Annotated in this window: 18 protein-coding genes and 5 pseudogenes; 14 read left to right on the forward strand and 9 right to left on the reverse strand. The window is 58.1% G+C overall.

Annotated elements, in window-relative coordinates; genetic code table 11:
- Window positions 1–32 precede the first annotated feature (32 nt).
- Window positions 33–1,100, reverse strand: a complete 1,068-nt coding sequence (locus QO002_RS03745) for a proline racemase family protein (RefSeq protein WP_307226823.1) — start codon at window positions 1,098–1,100, stop codon at window positions 33–35.
- A 253-nt stretch (window positions 1,101–1,353) separates the two neighbouring features.
- Window positions 1,354–2,256, reverse strand: coding sequence for a LysR family transcriptional regulator (locus QO002_RS03750; RefSeq protein WP_307226826.1), 903 nt, complete (start codon window positions 2,254–2,256; stop codon window positions 1,354–1,356).
- 97 nt (window positions 2,257–2,353) lie between these two features.
- Here QO002_RS03750 and QO002_RS03755 point away from each other — a divergent pair, with 97 nt between their 5' ends.
- The 4 genes and pseudogenes from QO002_RS03755 (at window position 2,354) to QO002_RS03770 (ending at window position 5,276) form a co-directional block, all read left to right on the forward strand.
- Window positions 2,354–3,541 (forward strand): MFS transporter, encoded by a 1,188-nt coding sequence (locus QO002_RS03755; RefSeq protein ID WP_307226828.1) that lies wholly within the window; start codon window positions 2,354–2,356, stop codon window positions 3,539–3,541.
- 30 nt (window positions 3,542–3,571) lie between these two features.
- A complete protein-coding gene (locus QO002_RS03760) occupies window positions 3,572–4,318 on the forward strand; it encodes an SDR family oxidoreductase (protein WP_307226830.1) in 747 nt (248 codons plus the stop codon).
- 48 nt (window positions 4,319–4,366) lie between these two features.
- Window positions 4,367–4,800 (forward strand): annotated as a pseudogene (locus tag QO002_RS03765) (cyclophilin-like fold protein).
- A 47-nt stretch (window positions 4,801–4,847) separates the two neighbouring features.
- A complete protein-coding gene (locus QO002_RS03770) occupies window positions 4,848–5,276 on the forward strand; it encodes a lipocalin-like domain-containing protein (protein WP_307226831.1) in 429 nt (142 codons plus the stop codon).
- A 307-nt stretch (window positions 5,277–5,583) separates the two neighbouring features.
- Here QO002_RS03770 and QO002_RS03775 read toward each other — a convergent pair.
- From QO002_RS03775 to QO002_RS03790, 4 genes and pseudogenes are all read right to left on the reverse strand, one after another.
- Window positions 5,584–5,818, reverse strand: a pseudogene (locus tag QO002_RS03775) (transposase domain-containing protein); the annotation flags it as partial.
- Between the two features lie 73 nt (window positions 5,819–5,891).
- A complete protein-coding gene (locus QO002_RS03780; RefSeq protein WP_307226834.1) occupies window positions 5,892–6,794 on the reverse strand; it encodes a bifunctional methylenetetrahydrofolate dehydrogenase/methenyltetrahydrofolate cyclohydrolase in 903 nt (300 codons plus the stop codon).
- 4 nt (window positions 6,795–6,798) lie between these two features.
- Window positions 6,799–7,689 carry a formyltetrahydrofolate deformylase gene (gene purU, locus QO002_RS03785; RefSeq protein ID WP_307226836.1) on the reverse strand — a complete coding sequence of 297 codons (891 nt, stop codon included), beginning with the start codon at window positions 7,687–7,689 and terminating at the stop codon, window positions 6,799–6,801.
- Window positions 7,690–7,984: 295 nt separating this feature from the next.
- Window positions 7,985–8,587, reverse strand: a complete 603-nt coding sequence (locus QO002_RS03790) for a helix-turn-helix domain-containing protein (protein ID WP_307226838.1) — start codon at window positions 8,585–8,587, stop codon at window positions 7,985–7,987.
- A 242-nt stretch (window positions 8,588–8,829) separates the two neighbouring features.
- Here QO002_RS03790 and QO002_RS03795 point away from each other — a divergent pair, with 242 nt between their 5' ends.
- The 5 genes and pseudogenes from QO002_RS03795 (at window position 8,830) to istB (QO002_RS03815) (ending at window position 13,410) form a co-directional block, all read left to right on the forward strand.
- Window positions 8,830–9,576 (forward strand): electron transfer flavoprotein subunit beta/FixA family protein, encoded by a 747-nt coding sequence (locus tag QO002_RS03795; RefSeq protein WP_307226840.1) that lies wholly within the window; start codon window positions 8,830–8,832, stop codon window positions 9,574–9,576.
- A gap of 30 nt (window positions 9,577–9,606) precedes the next feature.
- Window positions 9,607–10,536: an electron transfer flavoprotein subunit alpha/FixB family protein gene (locus QO002_RS03800; protein WP_307226843.1), complete on the forward strand. Its 930-nt coding sequence runs from the start codon at window positions 9,607–9,609 to the stop codon at window positions 10,534–10,536.
- A gap of 70 nt (window positions 10,537–10,606) precedes the next feature.
- Window positions 10,607–10,996 (forward strand): annotated as a pseudogene (locus QO002_RS03805) (NAD(P)/FAD-dependent oxidoreductase); the annotation flags it as partial.
- Window positions 10,997–11,105: 109 nt separating this feature from the next.
- The gene (gene istA, locus QO002_RS03810) at window positions 11,106–12,626 is read left to right on the forward strand and encodes an IS21 family transposase (protein WP_307226845.1); all 1,521 of its coding nucleotides are present in this window, start codon (window positions 11,106–11,108) and stop codon (window positions 12,624–12,626) included.
- Complete coding sequence (gene istB, locus QO002_RS03815) at window positions 12,616–13,410, forward strand: IS21-like element helper ATPase IstB (protein WP_307226847.1); 795 nt, start codon at window positions 12,616–12,618, stop codon at window positions 13,408–13,410. The genes istA (QO002_RS03810) and istB (QO002_RS03815) overlap by 11 nt, the downstream gene beginning before the upstream one ends.
- A 1,005-nt stretch (window positions 13,411–14,415) precedes the next feature.
- On the opposite strand, the pseudogene QO002_RS03820 reads toward istB (QO002_RS03815), so the two are convergent.
- Together QO002_RS03820 and QO002_RS03825 are read right to left on the reverse strand one after the other, a co-directional pair.
- A pseudogene (locus QO002_RS03820) lies at window positions 14,416–14,643 on the reverse strand (magnesium chelatase domain-containing protein); the annotation flags it as partial.
- A 298-nt stretch (window positions 14,644–14,941) separates the two neighbouring features.
- Entirely contained in the window at window positions 14,942–15,934 is a 993-nt protein-coding gene (locus tag QO002_RS03825; protein WP_307226850.1) for a FadR/GntR family transcriptional regulator, read from the reverse strand.
- On the opposite strand from QO002_RS03825, the gene QO002_RS03830 reads away from it, so the two are divergent.
- Both QO002_RS03830 and QO002_RS30860 read left to right on the forward strand, forming a co-directional pair.
- Window positions 15,827–16,477, forward strand: coding sequence for a GDSL-type esterase/lipase family protein (locus QO002_RS03830; RefSeq protein WP_307233129.1), 651 nt, complete (start codon window positions 15,827–15,829; stop codon window positions 16,475–16,477). The genes QO002_RS03825 and QO002_RS03830 overlap by 108 nt on opposite strands.
- 341 nt (window positions 16,478–16,818) lie before the next feature.
- Window positions 16,819–17,325, forward strand: coding sequence for a GDSL-type esterase/lipase family protein (locus tag QO002_RS30860; RefSeq protein ID WP_370878448.1), 507 nt, complete (start codon window positions 16,819–16,821; stop codon window positions 17,323–17,325).
- A 52-nt stretch (window positions 17,326–17,377) separates the two neighbouring features.
- Here the strand turns inward: QO002_RS30860 and QO002_RS30865 are convergent, their stop codons facing one another.
- Window positions 17,378–17,764 carry a hypothetical protein gene (locus QO002_RS30865; RefSeq protein ID WP_370878449.1) on the reverse strand — a complete coding sequence of 129 codons (387 nt, stop codon included), beginning with the start codon at window positions 17,762–17,764 and terminating at the stop codon, window positions 17,378–17,380.
- On the opposite strand from QO002_RS30865, the gene QO002_RS03840 reads away from it, so the two are divergent.
- The 3 genes and pseudogenes from QO002_RS03840 (at window position 17,732) to istB (QO002_RS03850) (ending at window position 20,886) form a co-directional block, all read left to right on the forward strand.
- Window positions 17,732–18,505, forward strand: coding sequence for an ABC transporter substrate-binding protein (locus QO002_RS03840; protein WP_307226857.1), 774 nt, complete (start codon window positions 17,732–17,734; stop codon window positions 18,503–18,505). The two genes, QO002_RS30865 and QO002_RS03840, sit on opposite strands and share 33 nt — an antisense overlap.
- Window positions 18,506–18,534: 29 nt before the next feature.
- A pseudogene (gene istA / locus QO002_RS03845) lies at window positions 18,535–20,023 on the forward strand (IS21 family transposase).
- Window positions 20,020–20,886, forward strand: a complete 867-nt coding sequence (gene istB, locus QO002_RS03850) for an IS21-like element helper ATPase IstB (protein ID WP_307225648.1) — start codon at window positions 20,020–20,022, stop codon at window positions 20,884–20,886. Before istA (QO002_RS03845) ends, istB (QO002_RS03850) begins: the two are co-directional and overlap by 4 nt.
- Window positions 20,887–20,958 lie beyond the last annotated feature (72 nt).

Consider the following 20,958-nt stretch of genomic DNA (forward strand, 5'->3'; position numbering starts at 1 on the left):
GTCAACGCCAGTCAATTTGAGGCGAGCTATAGTCATCGCATAACGACTTTGTCCAAGCCGTCCTGCGGGGTCAAAGGATCGTCGAAATCAACCACGATGCGGGATTGTGAGGTAACCCATCCCGTGCCCGCAATCTGTGCTCGAACACCCTCAAATCCATGATAGGCGAGTTCTTCGGTTAGTGTCGCCTTCAACGAAGTCCCGAATATTGAGACTGTCTTCAGCGTTTCTCCGTAAGAAATGCGCTTCTTGTCGTAGAGTTGGACCAGCATCGCAGTCGTGGGTACTCCTGCCGGAGATCGAACGACACTTTCGCAAGGGTAAACATAATTGCAGGCCCGGCATTCCAAGGTCGTTTCAGCGCCCTGTTCGGGCTCTCCTACAAATTGAACGAACGATAGCGGTCCTTCGTCACCGAACACTGGGTGAACTGGGTTCACGACGCGACGTGCTTCTGCGAGGAAACTTTTCGCAAATCTGACCAACTCCGCTTCCTCTTCTCGAACCAATCTAAAGCCGAAATCCGAGGCTCTGACGAGAGGATAGAAAGCGCCAGTCCACACGAGATCGAATGGTATCGTTCCGATCCGTGGAACATCCACCGTTAGATTTTTCGAGTATAGAAACGACGGAGTGTCTGACTGATAGTGTACGCCTCGTACCTTGCCACCGCGGCAATCGGCCGTGATTTTCACGAGACCCCCGGGTGCTTCCAGGGTAATTTCAGTGGGGCCTTCCTTCATGGGAATGCGGCCGGCCTCCAACAACGCGATTGCGGTGCACATCGTGTTTGTCCCGGAAATGAGTGGATACCCCATCACTTCCATAATGATGTATCCGGCGTGCGCCTCCGGGATCGATGAAGGTACCACCAAATCCGCATAGAGCGATGGGTGGCCGCCCCTGGGTTCATCAAGGAGGAGCTTTCGCAGACCGTCCGCCTCGGTGCGGAGATATTCCATTTTTTCCCGCACGCTTGATCCCGGGAGATTTTTAACGCCTCCGAGAACTATACGGTGAAGGTCGCCACCAACGTGCACATCCACGACATCGACAAAGCCTCGGTTAACACCGACGCCAACGCGAACATTCTCCAGCAAAGCGTTCTCCTTAAAAGGGTGACCGGCCCCAGAGTATCGTGGCTATTGCCGTGGAGAAGAGCGAAAAAATTGTTTCTGATATTAGCTGAAATGTAGGCTGGCTGGCTCATCGGAAGGATATCGACAGAGGTTTCTGCGGCGTAAGCGATGTGCTGATCCCACCTTGGCTGGATAACACCGAACTGTCGTATCAAGCTTCAATCGCAGAAGAGCGCTACGGTCGGATAGCGCCACTAGGAGACATTGGAACCTATCACGGTTTCCGCTGTCTATGCCGAAAAGCATCGACGAACGCCGAGAAGGCTGGCGAAGAATTGCGCCGGCTCGGATAATAGAGATGGTAGCCTTGGAAGGTCGGACACCAGTCCGAAAGCACCTGCCGCAGCCGCCCACGCTCGACATGTCGCAAGACGAGGTCCGTGGGCACGTAGGCAAGACCGATGCCGTCCAAGGCAGCGTCTATCGCGGGAGCGATGTTGCTCAAGGTAAGCTGGCCCTCCACCCGCACGCTGAACTCACGGCCGTCGCGCTCGAATTCCCAGGCATAAAGCCCCCCGGACGTTGGAAGGCGAAGGTTGACGCAGTTGTGGCCTGTCAGGTCCTGCGGGATTGACGGCGGCCCATGCCGCTCCAGATAGTCGGGCGAGGCAACGACGGAATACGACACGTCGGGTCCTATGCGCACGGCCACCATGTCACGGGCGACGGCCTCGCCAAGACGGACGCCGGCGTCGAACTGTCGCTCGACAATGTTGGTGAATCCGTTGTCGACAATGATTTCTACCGTCACGTCGGAGAAGTCCCGCAGAAATGCCGAGAGCCGGCGGCGGAACACAAGCTCGACTGCATCGTCGGGGCAGACGACCCGGACCTCACCAGACGGCTTGTCGCGCAGCGCGCTGATGGCGCTGATACCCACGCTGATGCTGTCGAAATGGGGCTGGATGCTCTCCATAAGGCGTTCGCCGGCCGCCGTGGGTGCGACATCCCGAGTTGTGCGGGAAAGAAGCCGAATGCCCAGCCGCTCTTCCAGCGCGCTGACTGTGTGACTGAGCGCCGAGCGTGTGAGGCCAAGCTTGGCGGCAGCGCGCGTGAAGCTCCGCTCCTTGGCAACTTCCAAGAATGCTCTCATCTCGGTGAACTCGTCCCGCCGCATTGTTGAATGTCCTTCACCTTAACATGCAGATTATACCTTCTAGTCTGTCTAACCCCGTTTGGCTATCTATTGCGGCAACCGCAAAGGAGAGCCCTGAATGGCCATTGAGCTGACAGCGAATGACGCAATCTCGGCAGAAACCGTAGAAACCCCATGGGCGGCCGTGACCTGCCTGTCGCTCCTGACCTTTCTTCTGGTCGGATTGGAGTTCCTGCCGGTCAGCCTCCTGACTCCGATCGCCGGAGAACTATCGGTATCGGAAGGACAGGCCGGGATGGCCATCACCGTCTCGGGCGTCTTCGCTGTAATCACCAGCCTCTTCGGCAACGGCTTTCTGTCGAAATGGGACAGGAAGGCAGTCGTCCTGCTCTACACCGGGGTTCTGGTCCTCTCCAGTCTGACAGTCGCCCTCGCTCCCAACTTCGCCGTCTTTCTCGCGGGTCGGGCTCTTGTCGGCGTCGCGATCGGCGGTTTCTGGTCGCTGTCGACAGCCATCCTCGCACGTCTGGCATCGAAGTCGGACCTGCCGAAGGCCATCGCTCTGCTCCAGGGCGGCACCGCGCTCGCCATCGTTGCAGCGGCTCCTCTCGGCAGCTTTCTCGGCGGGCTGATCGGCTGGCGCGGCACCTTCCTGATCACGGTCCCGATCGGTCTCGTCGCCCTGATCTGGCAATTTGCCGTTCTGCCGAAGATGCCTGCGACGGAAACCGTGTCGGTCGGCCGGATGTTGCGCCTCTTGCGCAACCCCGCCTTCCTGATCGGCATGGCGGCGACGGGTCTCGTCTTCATGGGGATGAACGCGCTTTCGATCTATCTGCGTCCGTTTCTCGAAGGTGTCACCGGGGTGGAACTCAACACGCTCTCGCTGATGCTTCTGGGTGTCGGACTCGGCGGTTTGGCCGGGACTTCCCTGATTGGCTTCGTTCTGCGCCGACACCTGACCGCCGCGCTTATTGGTCTGCCGGGCACGGTCGCCCTGATCGCTCTCCTGCTGATCGGCTTCGGGTCTTCACCGTGGGCCACCGCGGTCCTTCTCGTGCTCTGGGGATTCTTCTCGACCCCGACCCCGGTGGCCTGGAACACTTGGATGGCGAGGCTGGTCCCCGATGAACTAGAAGCGGCGGGCGGTATCCAGGTCGCTCTGATCCAGTTGGCCATTGCAGGCGGGGCGTTTGCAGGCGGCGTTCTTTTCGACATCGCAGGCTGGTGGAGCGCTTTCCTTCTGGCCGCCCTCCTTCTTGCGGGCTCCGCCGCGTTCGGAGCGCTCGCCGGCCGCCGCGTTTGACCTCTCAACAATCTCGAACAGGAGAACATCATGACTCAAGGAATCGAAAATAAAGTCGTCGTCATCACCGGCGCGAGCAGCGGACTGGGAGAAGCTACGGCACGCCATCTCGCCGAGCGAGGTGCCACTGTGGTGCTCGGTGCCCGACGGCGTGACCGCATCGATGCACTGGCCGACGAACTCACCGCAAAGGGCTACAAGGCCAGGGCGGTCCAGACAGATGTCACGGACAGGCAGCAGGTTAGCAACCTGGTGGACACGGCGGTGAGCGAATTCGACCGCATCGACGTCATGCTGAACAATGCGGGCCTGATGCCGCTTGCCCCGCTCGAACGTCTCAAGGTGGACGAGTGGAACCGCATGATCGACGTCAACATCAAGGGCGTGCTCTACGGCATCGCCGCCGCGCTGCCGCATATGAAGGCGCGGAAGTCCGGACACATCATCAACGTTTCCTCGGTCTACGGGCATGTCGTCGATCCGGGTGCCGCTGTCTACTGCGCCACCAAGTTCGCCGTCCGCGCACTCTCCGAAGGGCTGCGCAAGGAGGTGAAGCCTTACAACATCCGGACGACCATCATCTCGCCCGGAGCCGTCAGCACCGAGCTTCTCGATCATATCAGCGAGAGGGATATCCAGGCAGGCACGAAGGAGTTCGTGAGCAAGATCGCCGTGGGTGCGGACACCTTCGCCCGGACGGTCGCCTTCGCGGTAAACGAGCCAGACGATGTCGACATCAACGAAATCCTGTTCCGGCCCACGGCGCAACCAGTTTAACAGGACCCGCATCATGGCGACGAACACCTTGGCTATGACCCGGCGGGGATCGTAGGTGGCGCTCTGGCGGCCGCGACTTTGCCCTTTGGGGTACGTGGGCAGGACGGCCGCGATCCCGCTAGCCAGGAGCCGACCGACGTCAAGATCAGAATGACCTTCAACGACCTGTCGCTGACGGCCACGCTTTACGACAATCCATAAGCGCGCGATTTCGCCTCGATGCTTCCTCTGGACCTCAGGATCGAGGATTTTGGGGGAACGAGAAGATCGTCCGTCTGCCGCGGAAGCTGACCGAGGAAGGCAGCGGCCCGTTCGGAAACGAGCGGCCCGGCGACCTCTGCTACTTCAAGCCATGGGGCAATTTCGCCCTGTTCTACGACGACTACCGCTGGGACGGGCTGATCCGTCTCGGCCGCTTCGACGGGGGCTTCGAGCCTCTGCTCGTTCGCGGCGGATACCCCGTGCGGATCGAACGGATTTGAATTATCCACGCCACCATCCGAAGAGGACTAACCGAATGAAAAACTTCATGATCACACTTATGGCACTGACGCTGGCCGCGTCCTCTCCCGCCTTCGCCAATGACAGCAAGTCTGCGATAACGGGGACGTGGCGCATGACGTCGCTACATGTCACCGACGCGAGCGGCAAGCAGACCGAAATCCCCTATTCAGGCCAGGTCATCTTCTCGCAAGGCGGAACGCTCTCCGTCCAGGCGATGAACCCGGACGCCGCCGCGGAACCGACGCCCTATACGGCGAACGGATATGAGGCGTACTACGGCCCGGTGGAAGTCGACGAAACCAAAAAGACGTTTGCCATCATGGTGGAATCGTCACTTGTCCGAAATCTCATCGGTCAGCGCATGGAGCGGAGGTTCGAGGTCGATGACGATCAGCTCACAATCACGCCCGCCGATCCCAAGGAAGGCTGGCGCGTGACCTACGAAAGGCTCTGAGGAGAATGGCCCACTGAGAGTAAGCTGGAAACGGAAGGAGGCGCTCGACCCGAACGGGAAGCGCCTCCTTCGTTAACCCGGATGACGTCGAACGTGCCAGCTATGCAGCTTGCCACAGGATGTCATCGAAACGGGTGATACGCGATAGATGGACATCGGAATGCTCCTGTTCAAGATGCGCAAAAATATGACATCCCGACGGTGCGATCCGCCCCAACATATTCAATAGACAGGTTGCTCAATCGGCTGGTTTGCTCTTTGAGCGCGCTAGCGGCCAACCCCGATGGATGACCGCAACGGGCGGTGGTCAATTGCGGGAACTGCAATTTATGGCGGGATAATTCCACGGCAAAAGGCCATCAATCTCGCTCTGTTTGTGGCCAGTGACGATGGCCGTGAGGGTGGCGGTCAGATAGGCCAGCGGATCGACGGCGTTGAGCTTGCAGGTCTCGATGAGCGATGGTCGCCCAATTCTCCGCTCCGGCATCGTGGCCCGCGACTAGTGCATTCTTACGATTGAGGGAAATCGGCCGAATGGTTCGCACCGACGATCACGACGTCGAATTCCATGTTCTCTCGGTCGGGGCCGGCCGTTGTGCCGTGGTCTCCAGAGAGTCAGAACTTCGGCGCGGGCTTTCCGGCTTTGCGATGGGCCGCGACGACGGTGTTGGCCATCAGCATAGCGATCGTCATAGGCCCGACACCGCCGGGAACTGGGGTGATGCCGCCGGCAACTTCGGCGCATTCGGCAAAGGCGACATCGCCGACAAGCCGCGACTTGCCTTCACCATTCTCGGGTGCCGCGATCCGGTTGATCCCGACATCGATCACCGTCGCGCCGGGCTTCACCCAGTCCGCCCTGACCATTTCCGCGCGGCCGACGGCGGCGACCAGAATATCCGCGTTGCGGCAGGCGACGGGTAAGTCTTTCGTCCGAGAGTGGGCGATGGTCACCGTTGCGTTGGCCGCCAGTAGAAGTTGCGCCATCGGCTTGCCGAACAGGTTGGAGCGGCCGACAACAACGGCGTTCAGACCGGAGAGATCGTTGCCGTGCTTGTGTTTGACCAGAACCATCGCGCCGGCGGGTGTGCAGGAGACAAGCCCACCATCGAGATCGCCGGTCGCGACCTTGCCGGCGTTGACGACGTGCAAGCCGTCGACGTCCTTCTCCGGCAGGATGGACTGGATGATCGGATCGGAGCTCAGGTGGTTCGGCAGCGGGAGCTGGACGAGGATGCCATGCAGGCTTTCGTCGACATTTAGCGTCTCGACGAGGCTTGCCAGTTCTTCCTGCGTCGTCTCCATCGCCAGCGTATGCTGGACGGATTTGAAAGCGCATTCTTCGGCCATGCGCCTTTTAGCGCCGACATAGGCATGGCTCGCGGGATCGTTTCCGACGATGACGACGGCTAGACCGGTCTTGACTCCTGTATCTCTCTCTAGCGCTGCGGCAGACGCCTTCACGGCTCTGATGACAGACGCGGCGATTTGCTTTCCATCAATTTTCTTGGCGACCATCGTTTTAGCCCATGCGTTCTGAAGCGAAGGAGCCGGGGCTGGCGGGGAAGACGATTGTCTTGTTGCCGTTCATGAAGACGCGGTGGTGGATATGGGCGTGGACGGCACGGGCCAGAACCTGGCTTTCGACGTCGCGGCCGATCGAAACGTAGTCTTCCGCCGACTGCGCGTGGGTGATGCGGGCGACGTCCTGTTCGATGATCGGACCTTCATCGAGGTCTTCCGTCACGTAGTGGGCTGTTGCCCCGATCAGCTTCACGCCGCGCTCGTAGGCCTGCTTGTAAGGGTTCGCTCCCTTGAAGGACGGAAGGAAGGAGTGGTGGATATTGATGATCCTGCCCGACATCTTCTTGCAGACGGCGTCCGAAAGGACCTGCATGTATCGGGCGAGCACGATGAGCTCTGCGCCGGACTGCTCGACGACCTCCATCAGCTTGGCCTCCGCCTGCGGCTTGTTCTCCTTGGTCACCTTGATGTGGTGGAAGGGGATATCGTGGTTGACGATCAGCTTCTGGTAATCGAAATGGTTGGAGACGACGCCGACGATCTCGATCGGCAACGCCCCGATCTTCCAGCGGTAGAGCAGATCGTTCAGGCAGTGGCCAAAGCGAGAGACCATGAGGAGAACCTTGGTTCTCCGATCGCCTCGGTTGAAGGCGTAGTCCATTGAAAATCTCTTTGCCACCTCGGCGAAGTCCTGACGGATATCGGCTTCGGCGACGTTGGTTTCAGAGCGAAATCCGACGCGCATGAAAAAGCGGCCGGTCTCCAGATCGTCGAACTGAGAACTGTCCGTGATGTTGCAGCCCTTCTCAGCAAGATAGCCCGAGATGGCGGCGACAATACCGCGTGTCGATTGGCAGGATACATTGAGGACAAGAGAATTGGCGGTCACGGGAGACTCCAAAAAGAATAGCGGCATTTGCGTTTGGGGCAGATGACTTTGGCTGCTTCCAGATTTGTTTGGGTCCACATCGGTCGGGCCGATCTGGCGCGCTGTCCCAACTAGGCTCTTCATGAAAAAATAGCAATAAAATTTCACGTATGAATAAAAGTTTTTTGGTTCTTGTTTGTGCGGATGGGGAGATTGCTCCGGAAACGTGGAACAAATGCCACAAGAGCCAACCAAAACGGGGGCGGTGTCCGTTCGCAAACGGAAACAGCCTTGCACCAACTTATAGGCGGAACGATCAGTACTGTGGTGGCGTGATTATCCAGACGACTTTGGTCGGCTCGTTACCTGGATTGGCGCAGCGATGAGTCGCCGTGCTTTTGAACGAGAAACTGTCACCTGCGTTCAGGGTGAAATGTTGGCCGGAAACCCATAGATCGAGAGTTCCGCTGATGACAATTCCCGCCTCAACGCCGTCGTGGCTGTAGTCACCGCTGTCGGCACCGACATCGATCGTACTCATCAGCATTTCCAGAGGGCCGCTGAGATTGGGCGAGAGCAACTCTTCCTGAATGCCCAGCTTCGTGAATGTAAGCTTCCGCCTGTTGTCAGCGCGAACAATTATGTCTTTTTCGTCCGCTGGAACATCGCTAGCATGAAAAAACCAGTTGATCTGGACACCAAGCGTCGTGCTGATTTTTTTCAGGACCCCGATCGGCAACTTGGATTGGTTTCGCTCGATCTGGCTGAGATATCCGACGGAGATTCCAGCGGAGTCCGCTACCTCCTGAAGTGTCATGCCCTTGGCTTTGCGCAATTCTCTGATTTGCGATCCGATAACATCCTCATCTGTTTGAGTCTCGTCTGCAGCTTTAAGCCTCTCGGCAGCGCGTTCCGGCATGATCAATTCCTTCCAAAGTGAGAATTGCATATCTCCGCGCAGTTGCAGAGGCAACACTCAACTAACTCCACATTATTCATGAATTGGATATTTTGAGAAAAAATGCGGCATACGTGAAAAATCAATACAAAAATTTCATATTGAAAAAAATAGAGCATGGCTGTACAAGCGTCCTGTCACGCTTTCGTCCGAAGACACAGGTCCGGCCGGAGAATGGCACTTTCTCAAATTGGAGGTTGGCCGTGAAAATTATCGTCCCCGTGAAGCGTGTGGTCGACTACAACGTTAAAATCCGGGTGAAGCCGGACGGTACAGGTGTCGAGCTCGCCAATGTGAAGATGTCGATGAACCCGTTCGACGAGATTTCCGTCGAAGAGGCGCTGCGCCTGAAGGAAGCCGGCAAGGCGTCGGAAGTCGTCGTCGTCTCCGTCGGTCCGGCCAAGGCTGAGGAAACGCTGCGCACGGCTCTGGCCATGGGTGCCGATCGTGCGATCCTGGTCGAGACCGACGATGCGGTCGAGCCGCTGGCCGTCGCCAAGATCATCAAGGGCGTGGCGGAAGCCGAACAGCCCGGCCTGATCATCGTCGGCAAGCAGGCGATCGATGACGATTCCAATCAGACCGGCCAGATGCTGTCGGCTCTCCTGGGCTGGGCGCAGGGCACCTTTGCTTCGAAGATCGAGATCGGCGACGGCAAGGCGCAAGTGACGCGCGAAGTCGACGGCGGCCTGCAGACCATCGAGATCAAGTTGCCGGCCGTGGTCACCACCGACCTGCGCCTCAATGAGCCGCGCTACGCCTCGCTGCCGAACATCATGAAGGCGAAGAAGAAGCCGCTCGACAAGAAGACGCCGGCCGACTTCGGCGTCGATACCAGCCTGCGGCTAAAGGTCCTCAAGACCGAGGAGCCCTCGGGCCGCAAGGCCGGCGTCAAGGTGAACAGTGTCGAGGAACTGGTGTCTTTGCTGAAGACCGCCGGCGTCCTGTAAATCAAGCGGAAGAACAAGGAGTTTACTAACATGGCCATTCTACTTCTGGCTGACCACGACAATGCAACCCTGTCCGACCAAACCGCCAAGGCACTCACGGCGGCAACCGCGATCGGCTCGGATGTCCACGTCCTAGTTGCTGGCTCCGGTGCAAAGGCTGCGTCCGATGCGGCGGCAAAGCTCTCCGGTGTGTCGAAGGTGCTGCTCGCCGAGGACTCAAGTCTTGCCAATCAGCTGGCCGAGCCGCTTGCGTCGCTGATCGTCTCGCTTGCCCCCGGCTATGATACGATTATCGCGGCGGCGACGGCCTCGGCCAAAAACGTCATGCCGCGGGTCGCAGCGCTTCTCGACGTCGCGCAGGTCTCAGAAATCATAGAGGTCGTCTCCGCAGATACGTTCAAGCGGCCGATCTATGCCGGCAACGCCGTCCAGACGGTCCAGTCGGGTGAAGCCAAGAAGGTGATCACCGTGCGCACCGCCTCGTTCGCCGCTGCTGGCGAGGGTGGATCGGCCCCAGTCGAGACGGTGTCGGCTGCCGCCGATCCGGGCCTATCGTCACATATTTCCGATGCACTGTCTTCGTCGGACCGTCCGGAACTCACTTCCGCGAGGATCATCATCTCCGGCGGCCGTGCGCTCGGCTCCTCGGAGAAGTTCCAGGAAGTCATCCTACCCGTCGCCGACAAGTTGGGTGCAGCGGTCGGCGCATCGCGCGCCGCCGTCGATGCCGGCTATGCGCCGAACGACTGGCAGGTGGGCCAGACCGGCAAGGTCGTTGCACCGCAGCTCTACATCGCGGCAGGCATTTCCGGTGCCATCCAGCACCTCGCCGGCATGAAGGACTCGAAGGTCATCGTCGCCATCAACAAGGACGAGGAAGCTCCGATTTTCCAGGTCGCAGATTATGGCCTCGTCGCCGATCTATTCGAAGCCCTGCCTGCGCTTCAGCGAGCTCTTTAATTCCTCTGCTACGTCTACCCAACTTCGATAGCTGCCGGTTTCGCCAGCATCCTCAAATGGAAAAAGCACGATGATCAATATACCCACCAAGGCACGCGTTGTTATCGTCGGCGGAGGCATCTCTGGATGTTCGGTAGCCTATCATCTTGCAAAGCTCGGTTGGACAGACATTGTCTTGCTAGAGCGAAAGCAACTGACCTCCGGCACGACCTGGCATGCCGCCGGTCTTATCGGCCAGTTGCGCGCTTCGCAGAATATGACCCGTCTGGCGAAATACTCCGCTGACCTTTACGTCAAGCTTGAGGCAGAAACCGGGATCGCCACGGGAATGCGCCAAAATGGCTCCATTACGGTTGCACTTACCGAGGAGCGAAAGGAGGAAATCTATCGACAAGCAAGCCTTGCCAGGGCGTTCGATGTCGATGTCCAGGAAATCTCCCCGCAGGAAGTCAAGATGTTGGTTTTCACGCAGAACTGAGCCGGTTAGGCGCATAATTTCCATTGAGAATTGAGCCATGTGAACCTTTCCCCCCAACGCGGTGAGCGACGGGGGCAACGGAGTGATCCACATGGGACTTTTAAACATCATCCGCCGGATGGCGCTGCGCGAGAAGCAGTCGATCCGGGAGATCAGTCGGCGCACGGGGCTGTCACGCAACACGATCGCGAAGTATTTGAGCGCTGGTACGATCGAGCCGACGTTCGCGGTACCGGAGCGACCGAGCAAGCTTGATCCTTTCGCCGATAAGCTCTCTGGCTGGTTGAAGACCGAGGCCGGGAGGTCGCGCAAGCAGCGCCGAACGCTGAAGCAGCTTCATGCGGACTTGGTGGTTCTCGGCTTTACCGGCTCCTATGGTCGGGTCGCCGCATTCGCCCGTGACTGGCGGGCTGAGCAGCAGAAAGCGGGCCGCGGCATATTCGTTCCGCTATCCTTTCGCCCAGGCGAAGCATTCCAATTCGATTGGAGTGAAGATTATGCCGTGGTAGGCGGCGAGCGCACGAAGCTGCAGGTCGCACATATCAAGCTGTCGCACAGTCGGGCTTTTCTGGTCAGGGCCTACCTGCTGCAAACGCACGAGATGCTGTTCGATGCCCATTGGCACGGCTTCCGTGTGTTCGGCGGCGTACCTGGCCGTGGCATCTACGATAACATGAAGACGGCGGTCGATCGCGTAGGCCAGGGCAAGGAGCGGCAGGTCAACATCCGCTTCCTGGCGATGACGAACCATTATGTCTTTGCGCCCGAGTTCTGCAATCCAGCGGCAGGTTGGGAGAAAGGTCAGGTCGAGAAGAACGTCCAGGATGCCCGACCACGCTTGTGGCAACAGATGCCGGACTTTCCAGATTTGGCGGCGTTGAATGCCTGGCTGGAACAGCATTGCCAGGACCTATGGAGGGAGACTGCGCATGGCACCTTGTCCGGCACGATCGCGGATGTCTGGGCTGATGAGCGGGCAGCATTGATGTCGCTCCCCGCCATGTTTGACGGCTTCGTCGAGCAGAGCAAGCGCGTCTCGCCGACATGCCTGATCACCTTTGAGCGTAATCGTTACAGCGTGCCAGCATCGTTTGCGAACCGGCCCGTCAGCCTGCGGATTTATCCCGAGCGACTGGTCGTTGCGGCCGAGGGCAATGTCCTATGCGAGCATGAGCGGGTCATTGAACGCAGCCACGACAAACCGCCGAGGACGATTTATGACTGGCGACATTACCTTGCCGTCATCCAGCGCAAACCCGGTGCCCTGCGCAATGGTGCGCCCTTCCTGGAATTGCCGTTGGCCTTTCGACAACTGCAAGACCAGATGCTTCGCCGCCCCGGCGGTGATCGTGAGATGGCGGACATACTCGCTCTTGTCCTTCATCACGACGAACAGGTCGTCCTCAGGGCTGTGGAACTGGCTTTGGATGCGGGGGTGGCGACCAAGACGCATGTGCTGAACCTGCTGCATCGGCTGATCGACGGCAAGACAATCGATGGTCCCGACATCGATACGCCACAGGCGCTGACCTTGCTGCGTGAACCCAAGGCCAACGTCGAACGCTATGATGGCCTACGCGCCCGGATCGCAGGAGGTCGCCATGCGTCATGATCCTGCCAGTGCCGCCGTCGTCATCATGCTGCGTAGCCTGAAGATGTATGGCATGGCCCAAGCCGTCACAGACCTGATCGAGCAAGGGGCTCCTGCCTTTGATGCGGCCGTGCCCATCCTGTCACAGTTGCTGAAGGCCGAGATGGCCGAGCGCGAGGTCCGCTCCATCGCCTATCACATGAAGGCCGCTCGCTTTCCTGCGTACAAAGACATCTCCGGCTTCGACTTCGCTGACAGCGAAATCAACGAGGCTACCGTGCGCCAACTGCACCGATGCGAGTTTATGGATGGGGCGCAGAACGTTGTCCTAATCGGTGGCCCTGGCACTGGAAAAACGCATGTCGCGACCGCTCTTGGAATCCAAGCCATCGAGCATCATCGCCGAAAGGTCCGCTTCTTCTCGACCATCGAACTGGTCAATGCTCTCGAGCAGGAGAAGGCCAAGGGCAAGGCGGGCCAGATCGCGGAGACCTTGGTGCGCCTCGATCTGCTCATCCTAGACGAGTTGGGATACCTGCCGTTCAGCGCCTCAGGCGGCGCACTACTCTTCCACCTTCTGAGCAAGCTCTACGAGCGCACCAGCGTCATCATCACAACCAATCTCAGCTTCAGCGAGTGGGCAACCGTCTTCGGCGACGCCAAGATGACGACCGCTCTGCTCGATCGTCTGACCCACCGTTGTCATATCCTGGAAACTGGAAATGACAGCTTCCGCTTCAAAGCCAGCTCGGCCGCCGCAGCCCAGAAGAAAGGAGAAAAAGCCAATCTCTTGACCAAACCCTGATCAGAAAACCATACTTAGAGGTGGCTCACTTCTCGGTGGAAAAACCGGCTCAGTTCCGCGTGAAAACCAACACCCTGCAAAACTTTTCACCGTACAAATGCAGCACTGTGGTCAGATTGTAGCGCTTGCGATGCCCGCTTATCGAGAAACTATATTCGGTGATACCGACGTCTTCAATTTCAACCAACGACGACTCCCCACCAGCTCGAGAACCGTGATCTGGTGTCTTGATTTAGAAATAATTATTAAGTTGAGGTCTTGATATAAGTCGCTTTCCCGCTTACCACCTGAATAACAAGACTTCGGTATTCAGTATAATTCAAGACTTCAAAGCGATTTTGGTACTTTACTTCTTGGTTGTTTGTCAGAGGTACTGTTATGATTACATCATTTTTATCAATTTGTCGATCCTTAAATGGAAAATCTGTCGATATCTACTTATGTTCGACAATCGGACTCTGAAGGCTAGCCATGCCACCTGAGATTTTTCCGAAGAAGCATTTTCTGATCGATTGGTCTTCAATCGGCGTCGGTCGTGCTCCTGAGCGACCCCTCCATTTGCGCCGTCGCCAATCAGGATGCGGAAAAACTCTCACCCGCAGTCAAGAGAAAGTGCGTACAGGGTTGTCGGCTAGTGGCCGGCCGCGCAGCGATGTGATGATGGGGGAAACTTGCAGTACGCTATCGTGCTAGGCAGGTAGGCTCATGGCCAGTGACTGCAGACGACGACAAATTGGCAAAAGGTGCCTGACGGCATCCTGCACACACGTTACCAATTTGATCGTCTATATAATTTGATCAGCAGGTTCCGACGCTACGAAGCTCGCCGACCCACAAGGCTGACTGCAGCATCGAATCGTCATGAATGGCTGAGGTTCGACCGGCCTTGACCATCTTCCGCGCCACGTTACCAATATCCATATTCGTGCAAACCTTGGCGATAACATGTTGTAAAGTTTCGTCGATTTGCCACGAATATGATCGCCAATGTGGCTTCCGGATTTCCTCTTTTGGCAGGTCGGCGGGCGCGAGATTGACGGTGATGCGCTTGGGCGGGAGCGACAGGCCCGAAGCGTGAAGAGCGGCTCGCACCCGCTCGCGGCTTTCGGCAACCGCCTTGTCCGGCAAACCGACAATCTGCATGCCGACCTGACCCGGCGCCACCATGACCTGCACATCCACAGGTACGCCTTCTATTCCCTGAAATGCAACCGTACTGACACGTGCGACCATTCCTGCCCCTTTCGTGCGGGCTGGGCCAGAACCCGCCTCTGGCTTTTCCCTCGGGTTGTGAGGGAAAATCTTGCACGGAATACGGAATAAAACAAGAACAATTATCGAACGATTTCGCGTCAGGCGATTGTTTTGATTGTGGCCGGTTGTACCGCGCGAGCAAAAAAGAACAACCAGGTACAGCTTAGGAGAGCTTTGCGCGGGTATTCTTTACGGGTGTATTGATCTGCAATTTTCTCAATCTGAACGATGGATTGAGGAAGGCAATGTCACGTCGGCGCTTTGGTAAACTGTGCTATCAGGCGAGATCTGCAACGCGTCCCGGCGATAGGCGATCAACCCGGCCGGACGCACGGGCAAACACAGCGTGAAGGATTTGCTTCGCCTTATCGCCATCCCCGTTGCTGATCGCGGCCGCGGTATCGCTGTAGTCCGCCATCCGGCATGATTGCACAAATGCGCCGAGCACGCCGCGATGGTGAACTCGAAGACCTTCAACCGCATTCGCGGTCAGGCTCCGCAGAAACGGGTTTCCGGCCGCAACGGCAATCCGCTCGTGAAATTCGAGTATGAGGTCGCCACGTTCCTCGTTTGGCGCAGTCTTTATCTGTGCCGCGATCTCAGGCAACGCAGCAACCGTTGATGGTCGCATCAAGGCGACACGCTCGGCCAGTGCGGGTTGAGTATGGGCCAGAACGCCCAGAAGATCTTCGCCAAAGTGCGGAAATTGCCGGCTTTCGCTGATCCAAGCGGTAATTTCGCGGTCGATCAGGTTCCAGGACTGGGTATCGAGGATCGCGGTACCACGGCGCCGACGTGTTTCCACCACGGATTTGGCCGCAAGATATTTGGTCGCTTCCCGTATGACGGTTCGGCTGACCCTGAGCTGCTCGCCGAGCTCATCCTCTTTCGGAAGATATCCGTTTGCACCCCATTGCTTGGAAACAATAGCCATGAATATCTGTTTGGCTGCCAGCTGATTAAGGTCGACATTCTGCTCGCGCAGAGGAGTCAATGCGCTCCCGATCTCGCGGGGGGCACTGGCCCGCGGTATTGGATCGGGGCGGCGGTAGACGGTCATTATCAGTTCCTGGAACGCGCTTGTTAAGTGAATTGGATGCACGCTTTTATAATAGATGGTACGTATTAAGTCAAACCGCGAAGACGGTGTTTGGGGGCCAACGTGACGACAATACTCTGTTTCGGCGATTCCAATACCTGGGGATGCCCGCCGTTCATCAATCTCGCGCTTGCGCCCAATCGGATACCGAAGGAGCAGCGATGGGCGCACATTATGGCGCGCGAGGCGGGGCAGAATGTCGAAGTCGTAGAAGATGGTTTGAGTGGGCGCACCACTGTTTTTGACGACCCGATCGAGGGGGATCACAAAAACGGATCGCGCCTGATCGTGGCCTCCATTGAAACCCATGCTCCGCTCGATCTTATCGTGATCATGTTGGGTTCCAACGACTTCAAAATGCATTTCAATTCCTCTGCTTTCACCTCGGCCAGAGGCGTGCTGACGCTCGTTCAGCAGATCAAAGGATATTACGTTTTGGCAGAGCGAAATCCTGAGATTCTCATCGTCGCGCCCCCTGCCATAACCCAGCGAGCCGAGCCGGAATTCTGGGGCGATGCATGGCGTCGCTGCGATGGACATGCTGAATATCTAAGGCAGGTGGCGGAGCGAACCGGCTGTTTTTACTTCGATTGCAATCTGGTCGCACGCGCCGGCGAGGATGGCGTGCATCTGGATCTGGCAGGACACCGGGCTCTCGGGCAGGCGCTCGGTCGGGAGGCGCGTCAGATATTGGCGCTTGCAATGACCAGGTAATATCGTCCTATTTACATCATTCGTATTATGTATTAATCGAGTCCTTGAGGAAGCGGCCGCATTCTTGTGCTGCCGAAAATGAGGGGAGGGGCCATGTCGCACTACGGCATGTGTAGCGCCATTGCGCGCGTTTGCGAGGTCACCACGGCAGGGAAGCGCAGGTCTTCTTTCTTCCGGGCAGGGGCGTGCCTGGTAGCAGAGCATCGACATGTGCGGGGATGTGACCGCGCGCGTGCAGCACATGCCGCCGATAGCCCGTGGGCCCTTTGGCAGTACGCTGTCTTCACCTTATTTCGCATGACTGATGGACCGCGCCCGGCGTGAAAACAGGATGGATGTTAATGAGCAAGCAACCGGTAATTCTATGTTTCGGAGACTCCAATACCCATGGCACGCCGCCCATGAGAAGTGTGACGGATCTCGAGCGGTTTCCTCCGGAGAACCGCTGGCCAGGTGTGGTGAGATCCATCCTGGGTCAGCGCGCGCATATCGTTGAAGAGGCTCAGCCCGGACGGACGACAATCTACGATGATCCAACAGGCGGGGGTGATCGTGACGGGTTGACGGCACTCAAGATCGTTTTGGAAACCCACCGGCCCATCGACTGCATCGCCCTTATGCTGGGCACCAACGATCTTCATGCCCGGTTCAACTTGAGTGCGTGGGTCATTTCCCTGAACATCAACCAACTTGTTCTGAAGATCAAACAGATGCCCTGCGGGCCAAGCGCAGGTGAAGCTGCCCAAAATTCTGCTCATCGCTCCACCTCCGGTTCTGGAGCAGGGCTTCGCAGCAAAGGCCCTCATAGGAGCAGCCGCCAAGTCGCAGGAACTGGCAGGGTATTATGAGCAGATTGCCACGGCCGCCGATGTCGATTTTTTCGACGCAGGTTCGGTCATCTCAGTTGATCCCCTGGATGGGGTTCGTTTCAGCGCCGAAAGCAACGTGAAGCTTGGCGAGGCGCTTGCGACAAAATTTATCGAAATTCTCGGTCTGAATGCGGATGACGGGTGGCGTGAATTGAGGAGGCCAAAACGGGCCGATACCCGCAATACGCTCGACGAGCGGGCTTGAGGGGCAACGATCAACAGTGCGCGAGCGGGACAAAGCCCTCTGTCCCAGGCGCGTGTGGAGGAAGAAATGATGCAATTGGTGAAATCTGAAATCCGGCTGGCTTGCCACCGTTCGATAAGAAGATCTCTTGTCGGCGCGATGGCGCTGAGCGGTATCGTTCTGGCTGCTGCTTTCCCTGCGATGGCGCAGGACAAGCCATTTGCCGGTCAGCATCTGTCGGTGCTGATGGTCGGTCATCCGACAAGCGACGCCATTCAGAAAATGCTGCCCGACTTCACGGCGGCGACTGGCATCGAGGTCGATCTTGAAGTCATTCCGGAAGCGGATGCGACGCCCAAGATGCTTTTGGAATTCTCGTCGGGATCGGGCCGTTACGATGTGGTCGAGAACAATTCGGTCATGCTGCCCGGGTTCGTGAAGTCCGGATATGTTGCGCCCCTGGACGAGTTGCTGAGCAAACATGGGGAGTTCGTGGATCTGGCAGATTTCGTGCCGCGATATCTGGAGACCAATAAGGTCAGTGATCATCTCTACGGCCTGCCGGTCATCGGTGAGAGCACCTTCCTGATGTACCGCAAGGACCTGTTTGAACAATATGGCATCTCGGTGCCAAAGTCTTTTGATGACATCGAGGCAGCAGCCAAGACGATCAAGGAGAAAAGCAACGGTGAGGTGACCGGCATAACGATGCGCGGTCAGCAGGGTATTCAAGGTGTCTACGTCTGGGCGTCCTATCTCTGGGGAATGGGCGGATCATTCCTCACCGAGGATGGGAAATCGGCTCTGGATTCTCCCGAGGCAGCAACGGCATTGACCCGTTTCGCCCACGTCCTCAACGAATACGGCCCCGTGGGCGTTGCCAACATGGGATGGGTGGGCAGGGCGGTGACAAAGTCTACCAGTGAACGCCGGCATATTGCCTGGCGGGGCGGAGTAAAATCCAGCCAGTGGTAGGGCTGTCCTCTTTTTGAGGGCGGCCGGGGATGTTTGTCGTGGAGAGTTACGCCGCCGTTCGCCGGTTTGTTTTCGTTGAGGGTCACAGCCGCCGCGAGGCCTCTCGGGTCTTCGGTTTAAGCCGTGAGACGGTTTCGAAGATGTGCCGATTCTCGCTTCCACCGGGCTATACGCGCACGAAGCCTGTAGGCAAGCCAAAGCTTGGAATGTTTGCTTCCAGTCATCGATGAGATTTTGCAGTCGGATCAGGCCGGGCCGGTGAAGCAACGACACAGTGCCAAGCGGATATTCGAACGGTTGCGTGACGAACATGGCTTTGGCGGTGGCTACACGGTGGTGAAGGACTACGTCAGGATTTGCCGATCCAAGGGTCGAGAGACGTTCGTGCCGCTATCGCATCCGCCGGGACATGCACAGGTCGACTTTGGCGAGGCGATCGCCATCATCGGCGGTGTGCGCCAGAAGATACATTTCTTCTGCATGGATATCCCGCAGTCGGATGCGTGTTTCGTGAAGGCCTATCCGCGCGAGACGACGGAGGCATTCCTCGATGGGCATGTCTCGGCCTTTGCATTCTTTGGCGGCGTGCCGCTTTCGATCCTCTACGACAACCTCAAGATCGCGGTGGCCAAAATCTGCGGCGACGGCAAACGCGATCGAACCCGTGCCTTCACCGAACTCGTCAGTCACTACCTGTTCCGGGACCGGTTCGGGCGACCGGCCAAGGGCAACGACAAGGGCAAGGTCGAGGGGCTGGTGAAGTTCTCGCGTGCCAACTTCATGGTGCCGATCCCGCAGGTGGCAAGCTTCGAGGCGTTGAACGCAATGCTCGAAGACCGTTGTCGGGGCCGCCAGAGTGAATGCGCCGGTCGGCACACCGAGACCATTGGTGAACGTCTGGTGGCCGATACCGCGGCACTGCGCCGCCTCCCGGCCGTGCCGCTTGAACCCTGCGAGAAGCGTGCCGGTCGTGTCTCATCAATGTCGTTGGTGCGCTATCGCACCAACGACTATTCAGTGCCGACCGCCTACGGCTTCCAGGATATTGTGGTGAAGGGCTTTGTCGAGGAGGTCGTCATCCTGTGTAGAGGCCAGGAGATCGCACGCCACCCACGGTCCTATGGCGAAGGCGTATTCGTCTCCAATCCGCTGCATTATCTGGCGCTGATCGAGATGAAGCCCAATGCGCGCGACCAGGCAGCCGCCTTGCAGGGGTGGGACCTGCCGGAGGTGTTCCAGCATCTGCGCCATTTGCTGGAAGCGCGAATGGGCAATCGGGGTAAGCGTGAGTTCATCCAGGTGCTGCGGCTTCTGGAGGCAATGCCAAAGGACGTCGTCACCTTTGCTGTGACCGAAGCGATCCATCTGGGCGCAGCCGGCTTCGATGCGGTCAAACTGATTGCACTGGCACGTATCGAACGTCGTCCAGCCCGACTTGATCTTGCTGCCTATCCGCATCTGCCGAAGATGGATGTGAAGATTACCTTGGCGGCAGACTATTCGGTGTTGGCAGCATGACCCGCACAGCAAGCGACACGATGCCATCAGGCACAACGGGTGGAACCCCGCAAATCCTTCTGTCCCACCATCTCAAGCAATTAAAACTGCCGACGGTGTTGCGCGAGTATGAGAAGGTAGCACGGGAATGCGCCGAGAGCGGCGTCGACCATCCCCGCTATCTGTTGCGCCTGATTGAATTGGAACTGATCGACCGGGAACGCCGGACAGTCGAACGGCGCATTCGCGCGGCTCGCTTCCCGGCGGTCAAAAGCTTCGACACCTTCGACTTCACGGCCATACCCGGCTTGAACAAGATGCTTGTCCTGGAGCTTGCCCGTTGCGAATACATCCTGCGGCGCGACAACATCATCGCTCTCGGCAACAGTGGCACCGGCAAGACCCATGTCGCGCTCGCTCTGGGCCTCGCCGCCTGCCAGAAAGGCTTCACCGTCACGTTCACCACTGCAGCCTCGTTGGTCAGTCAGCTCCTGGAGGCGCGTGACGAGCGGCGGCTTCTCAAGCTGCAGCGCGATCTGGCTTCGGTAAAACTGCTGATCATCGATGAACTCGGCTATGTCCCCTTGTCATCGACCGGAGCGGAGCTGTTGTTCGAGACCTTCTCGCAACGCTACGAACGCGGCTCGACGATCGTCACGTCCAATCTGCCGTTTGAGGACTGGACGTCGGTGCTAGGGTCCGAGCGGCTGACCGGTGCGTTGCTCGACAGGCTGACCCACCACGTCAGCATCCTAACCATGAATGGTGACAGCTACCGGCTGAAACAGTCCGCCGCCCGCCGCCGCAATCCGTCATCAGGGGCGGAGCAAAACCAGGCCACCCAAACCGTCGACCCCGATACCGGCGAAATCCTCACACCCTGATCGAAATCACCGCCGCCGACATGGAAATGGCCCCGATCGGGGCCATTTCCATGTCGGCAACACAGCCCTGCC

Source organism: Pararhizobium capsulatum DSM 1112, assembly GCF_030814475.1.
GTDB lineage: Bacteria > Pseudomonadota > Alphaproteobacteria > Rhizobiales > Rhizobiaceae > Pararhizobium > Pararhizobium capsulatum.

What these genes read in the sequence shown, in the direction of transcription:
- QO002_RS30860 (WP_370878448.1), top strand. Translation starts at nt 16,819, where the DNA reads ATGAGCAAGCAACCGGTAATTCTATGTTTCGGAGACTCCAATACCCAT.
- istB (WP_307226847.1), top strand. Translation starts at nt 12,616, where the DNA reads ATGCGTCATGATCCTGCCAGTGCCGCCGTCGTCATCATGCTGCGTAGC.
- istB (WP_307225648.1), top strand. Translation starts at nt 20,020, where the DNA reads ATGACCCGCACAGCAAGCGACACGATGCCATCAGGCACAACGGGTGGA.
- QO002_RS03760 (WP_307226830.1), top strand. Translation starts at nt 3,572, where the DNA reads ATGACTCAAGGAATCGAAAATAAAGTCGTCGTCATCACCGGCGCGAGC.
- QO002_RS03840 (WP_307226857.1), top strand. Translation starts at nt 17,732, where the DNA reads ATGGCGCAGGACAAGCCATTTGCCGGTCAGCATCTGTCGGTGCTGATG.
- QO002_RS03780 (WP_307226834.1), bottom strand. Translation starts at nt 6,794, where the DNA reads ATGGTCGCCAAGAAAATTGATGGAAAGCAAATCGCCGCGTCTGTCATC.
- QO002_RS03755 (WP_307226828.1), top strand. Translation starts at nt 2,354, where the DNA reads ATGGCCATTGAGCTGACAGCGAATGACGCAATCTCGGCAGAAACCGTA.
- QO002_RS30865 (WP_370878449.1), bottom strand. Translation starts at nt 17,764, where the DNA reads ATGCTGACCGGCAAATGGCTTGTCCTGCGCCATCGCAGGGAAAGCAGC.
- istA (WP_307226845.1), top strand. Translation starts at nt 11,106, where the DNA reads ATGGGACTTTTAAACATCATCCGCCGGATGGCGCTGCGCGAGAAGCAG.
- QO002_RS03790 (WP_307226838.1), bottom strand. Translation starts at nt 8,587, where the DNA reads ATGCCGGAACGCGCTGCCGAGAGGCTTAAAGCTGCAGACGAGACTCAA.
- QO002_RS03800 (WP_307226843.1), top strand. Translation starts at nt 9,607, where the DNA reads ATGGCCATTCTACTTCTGGCTGACCACGACAATGCAACCCTGTCCGAC.
- QO002_RS03770 (WP_307226831.1), top strand. Translation starts at nt 4,848, where the DNA reads ATGATCACACTTATGGCACTGACGCTGGCCGCGTCCTCTCCCGCCTTC.
- QO002_RS03750 (WP_307226826.1), bottom strand. Translation starts at nt 2,256, where the DNA reads ATGCGGCGGGACGAGTTCACCGAGATGAGAGCATTCTTGGAAGTTGCC.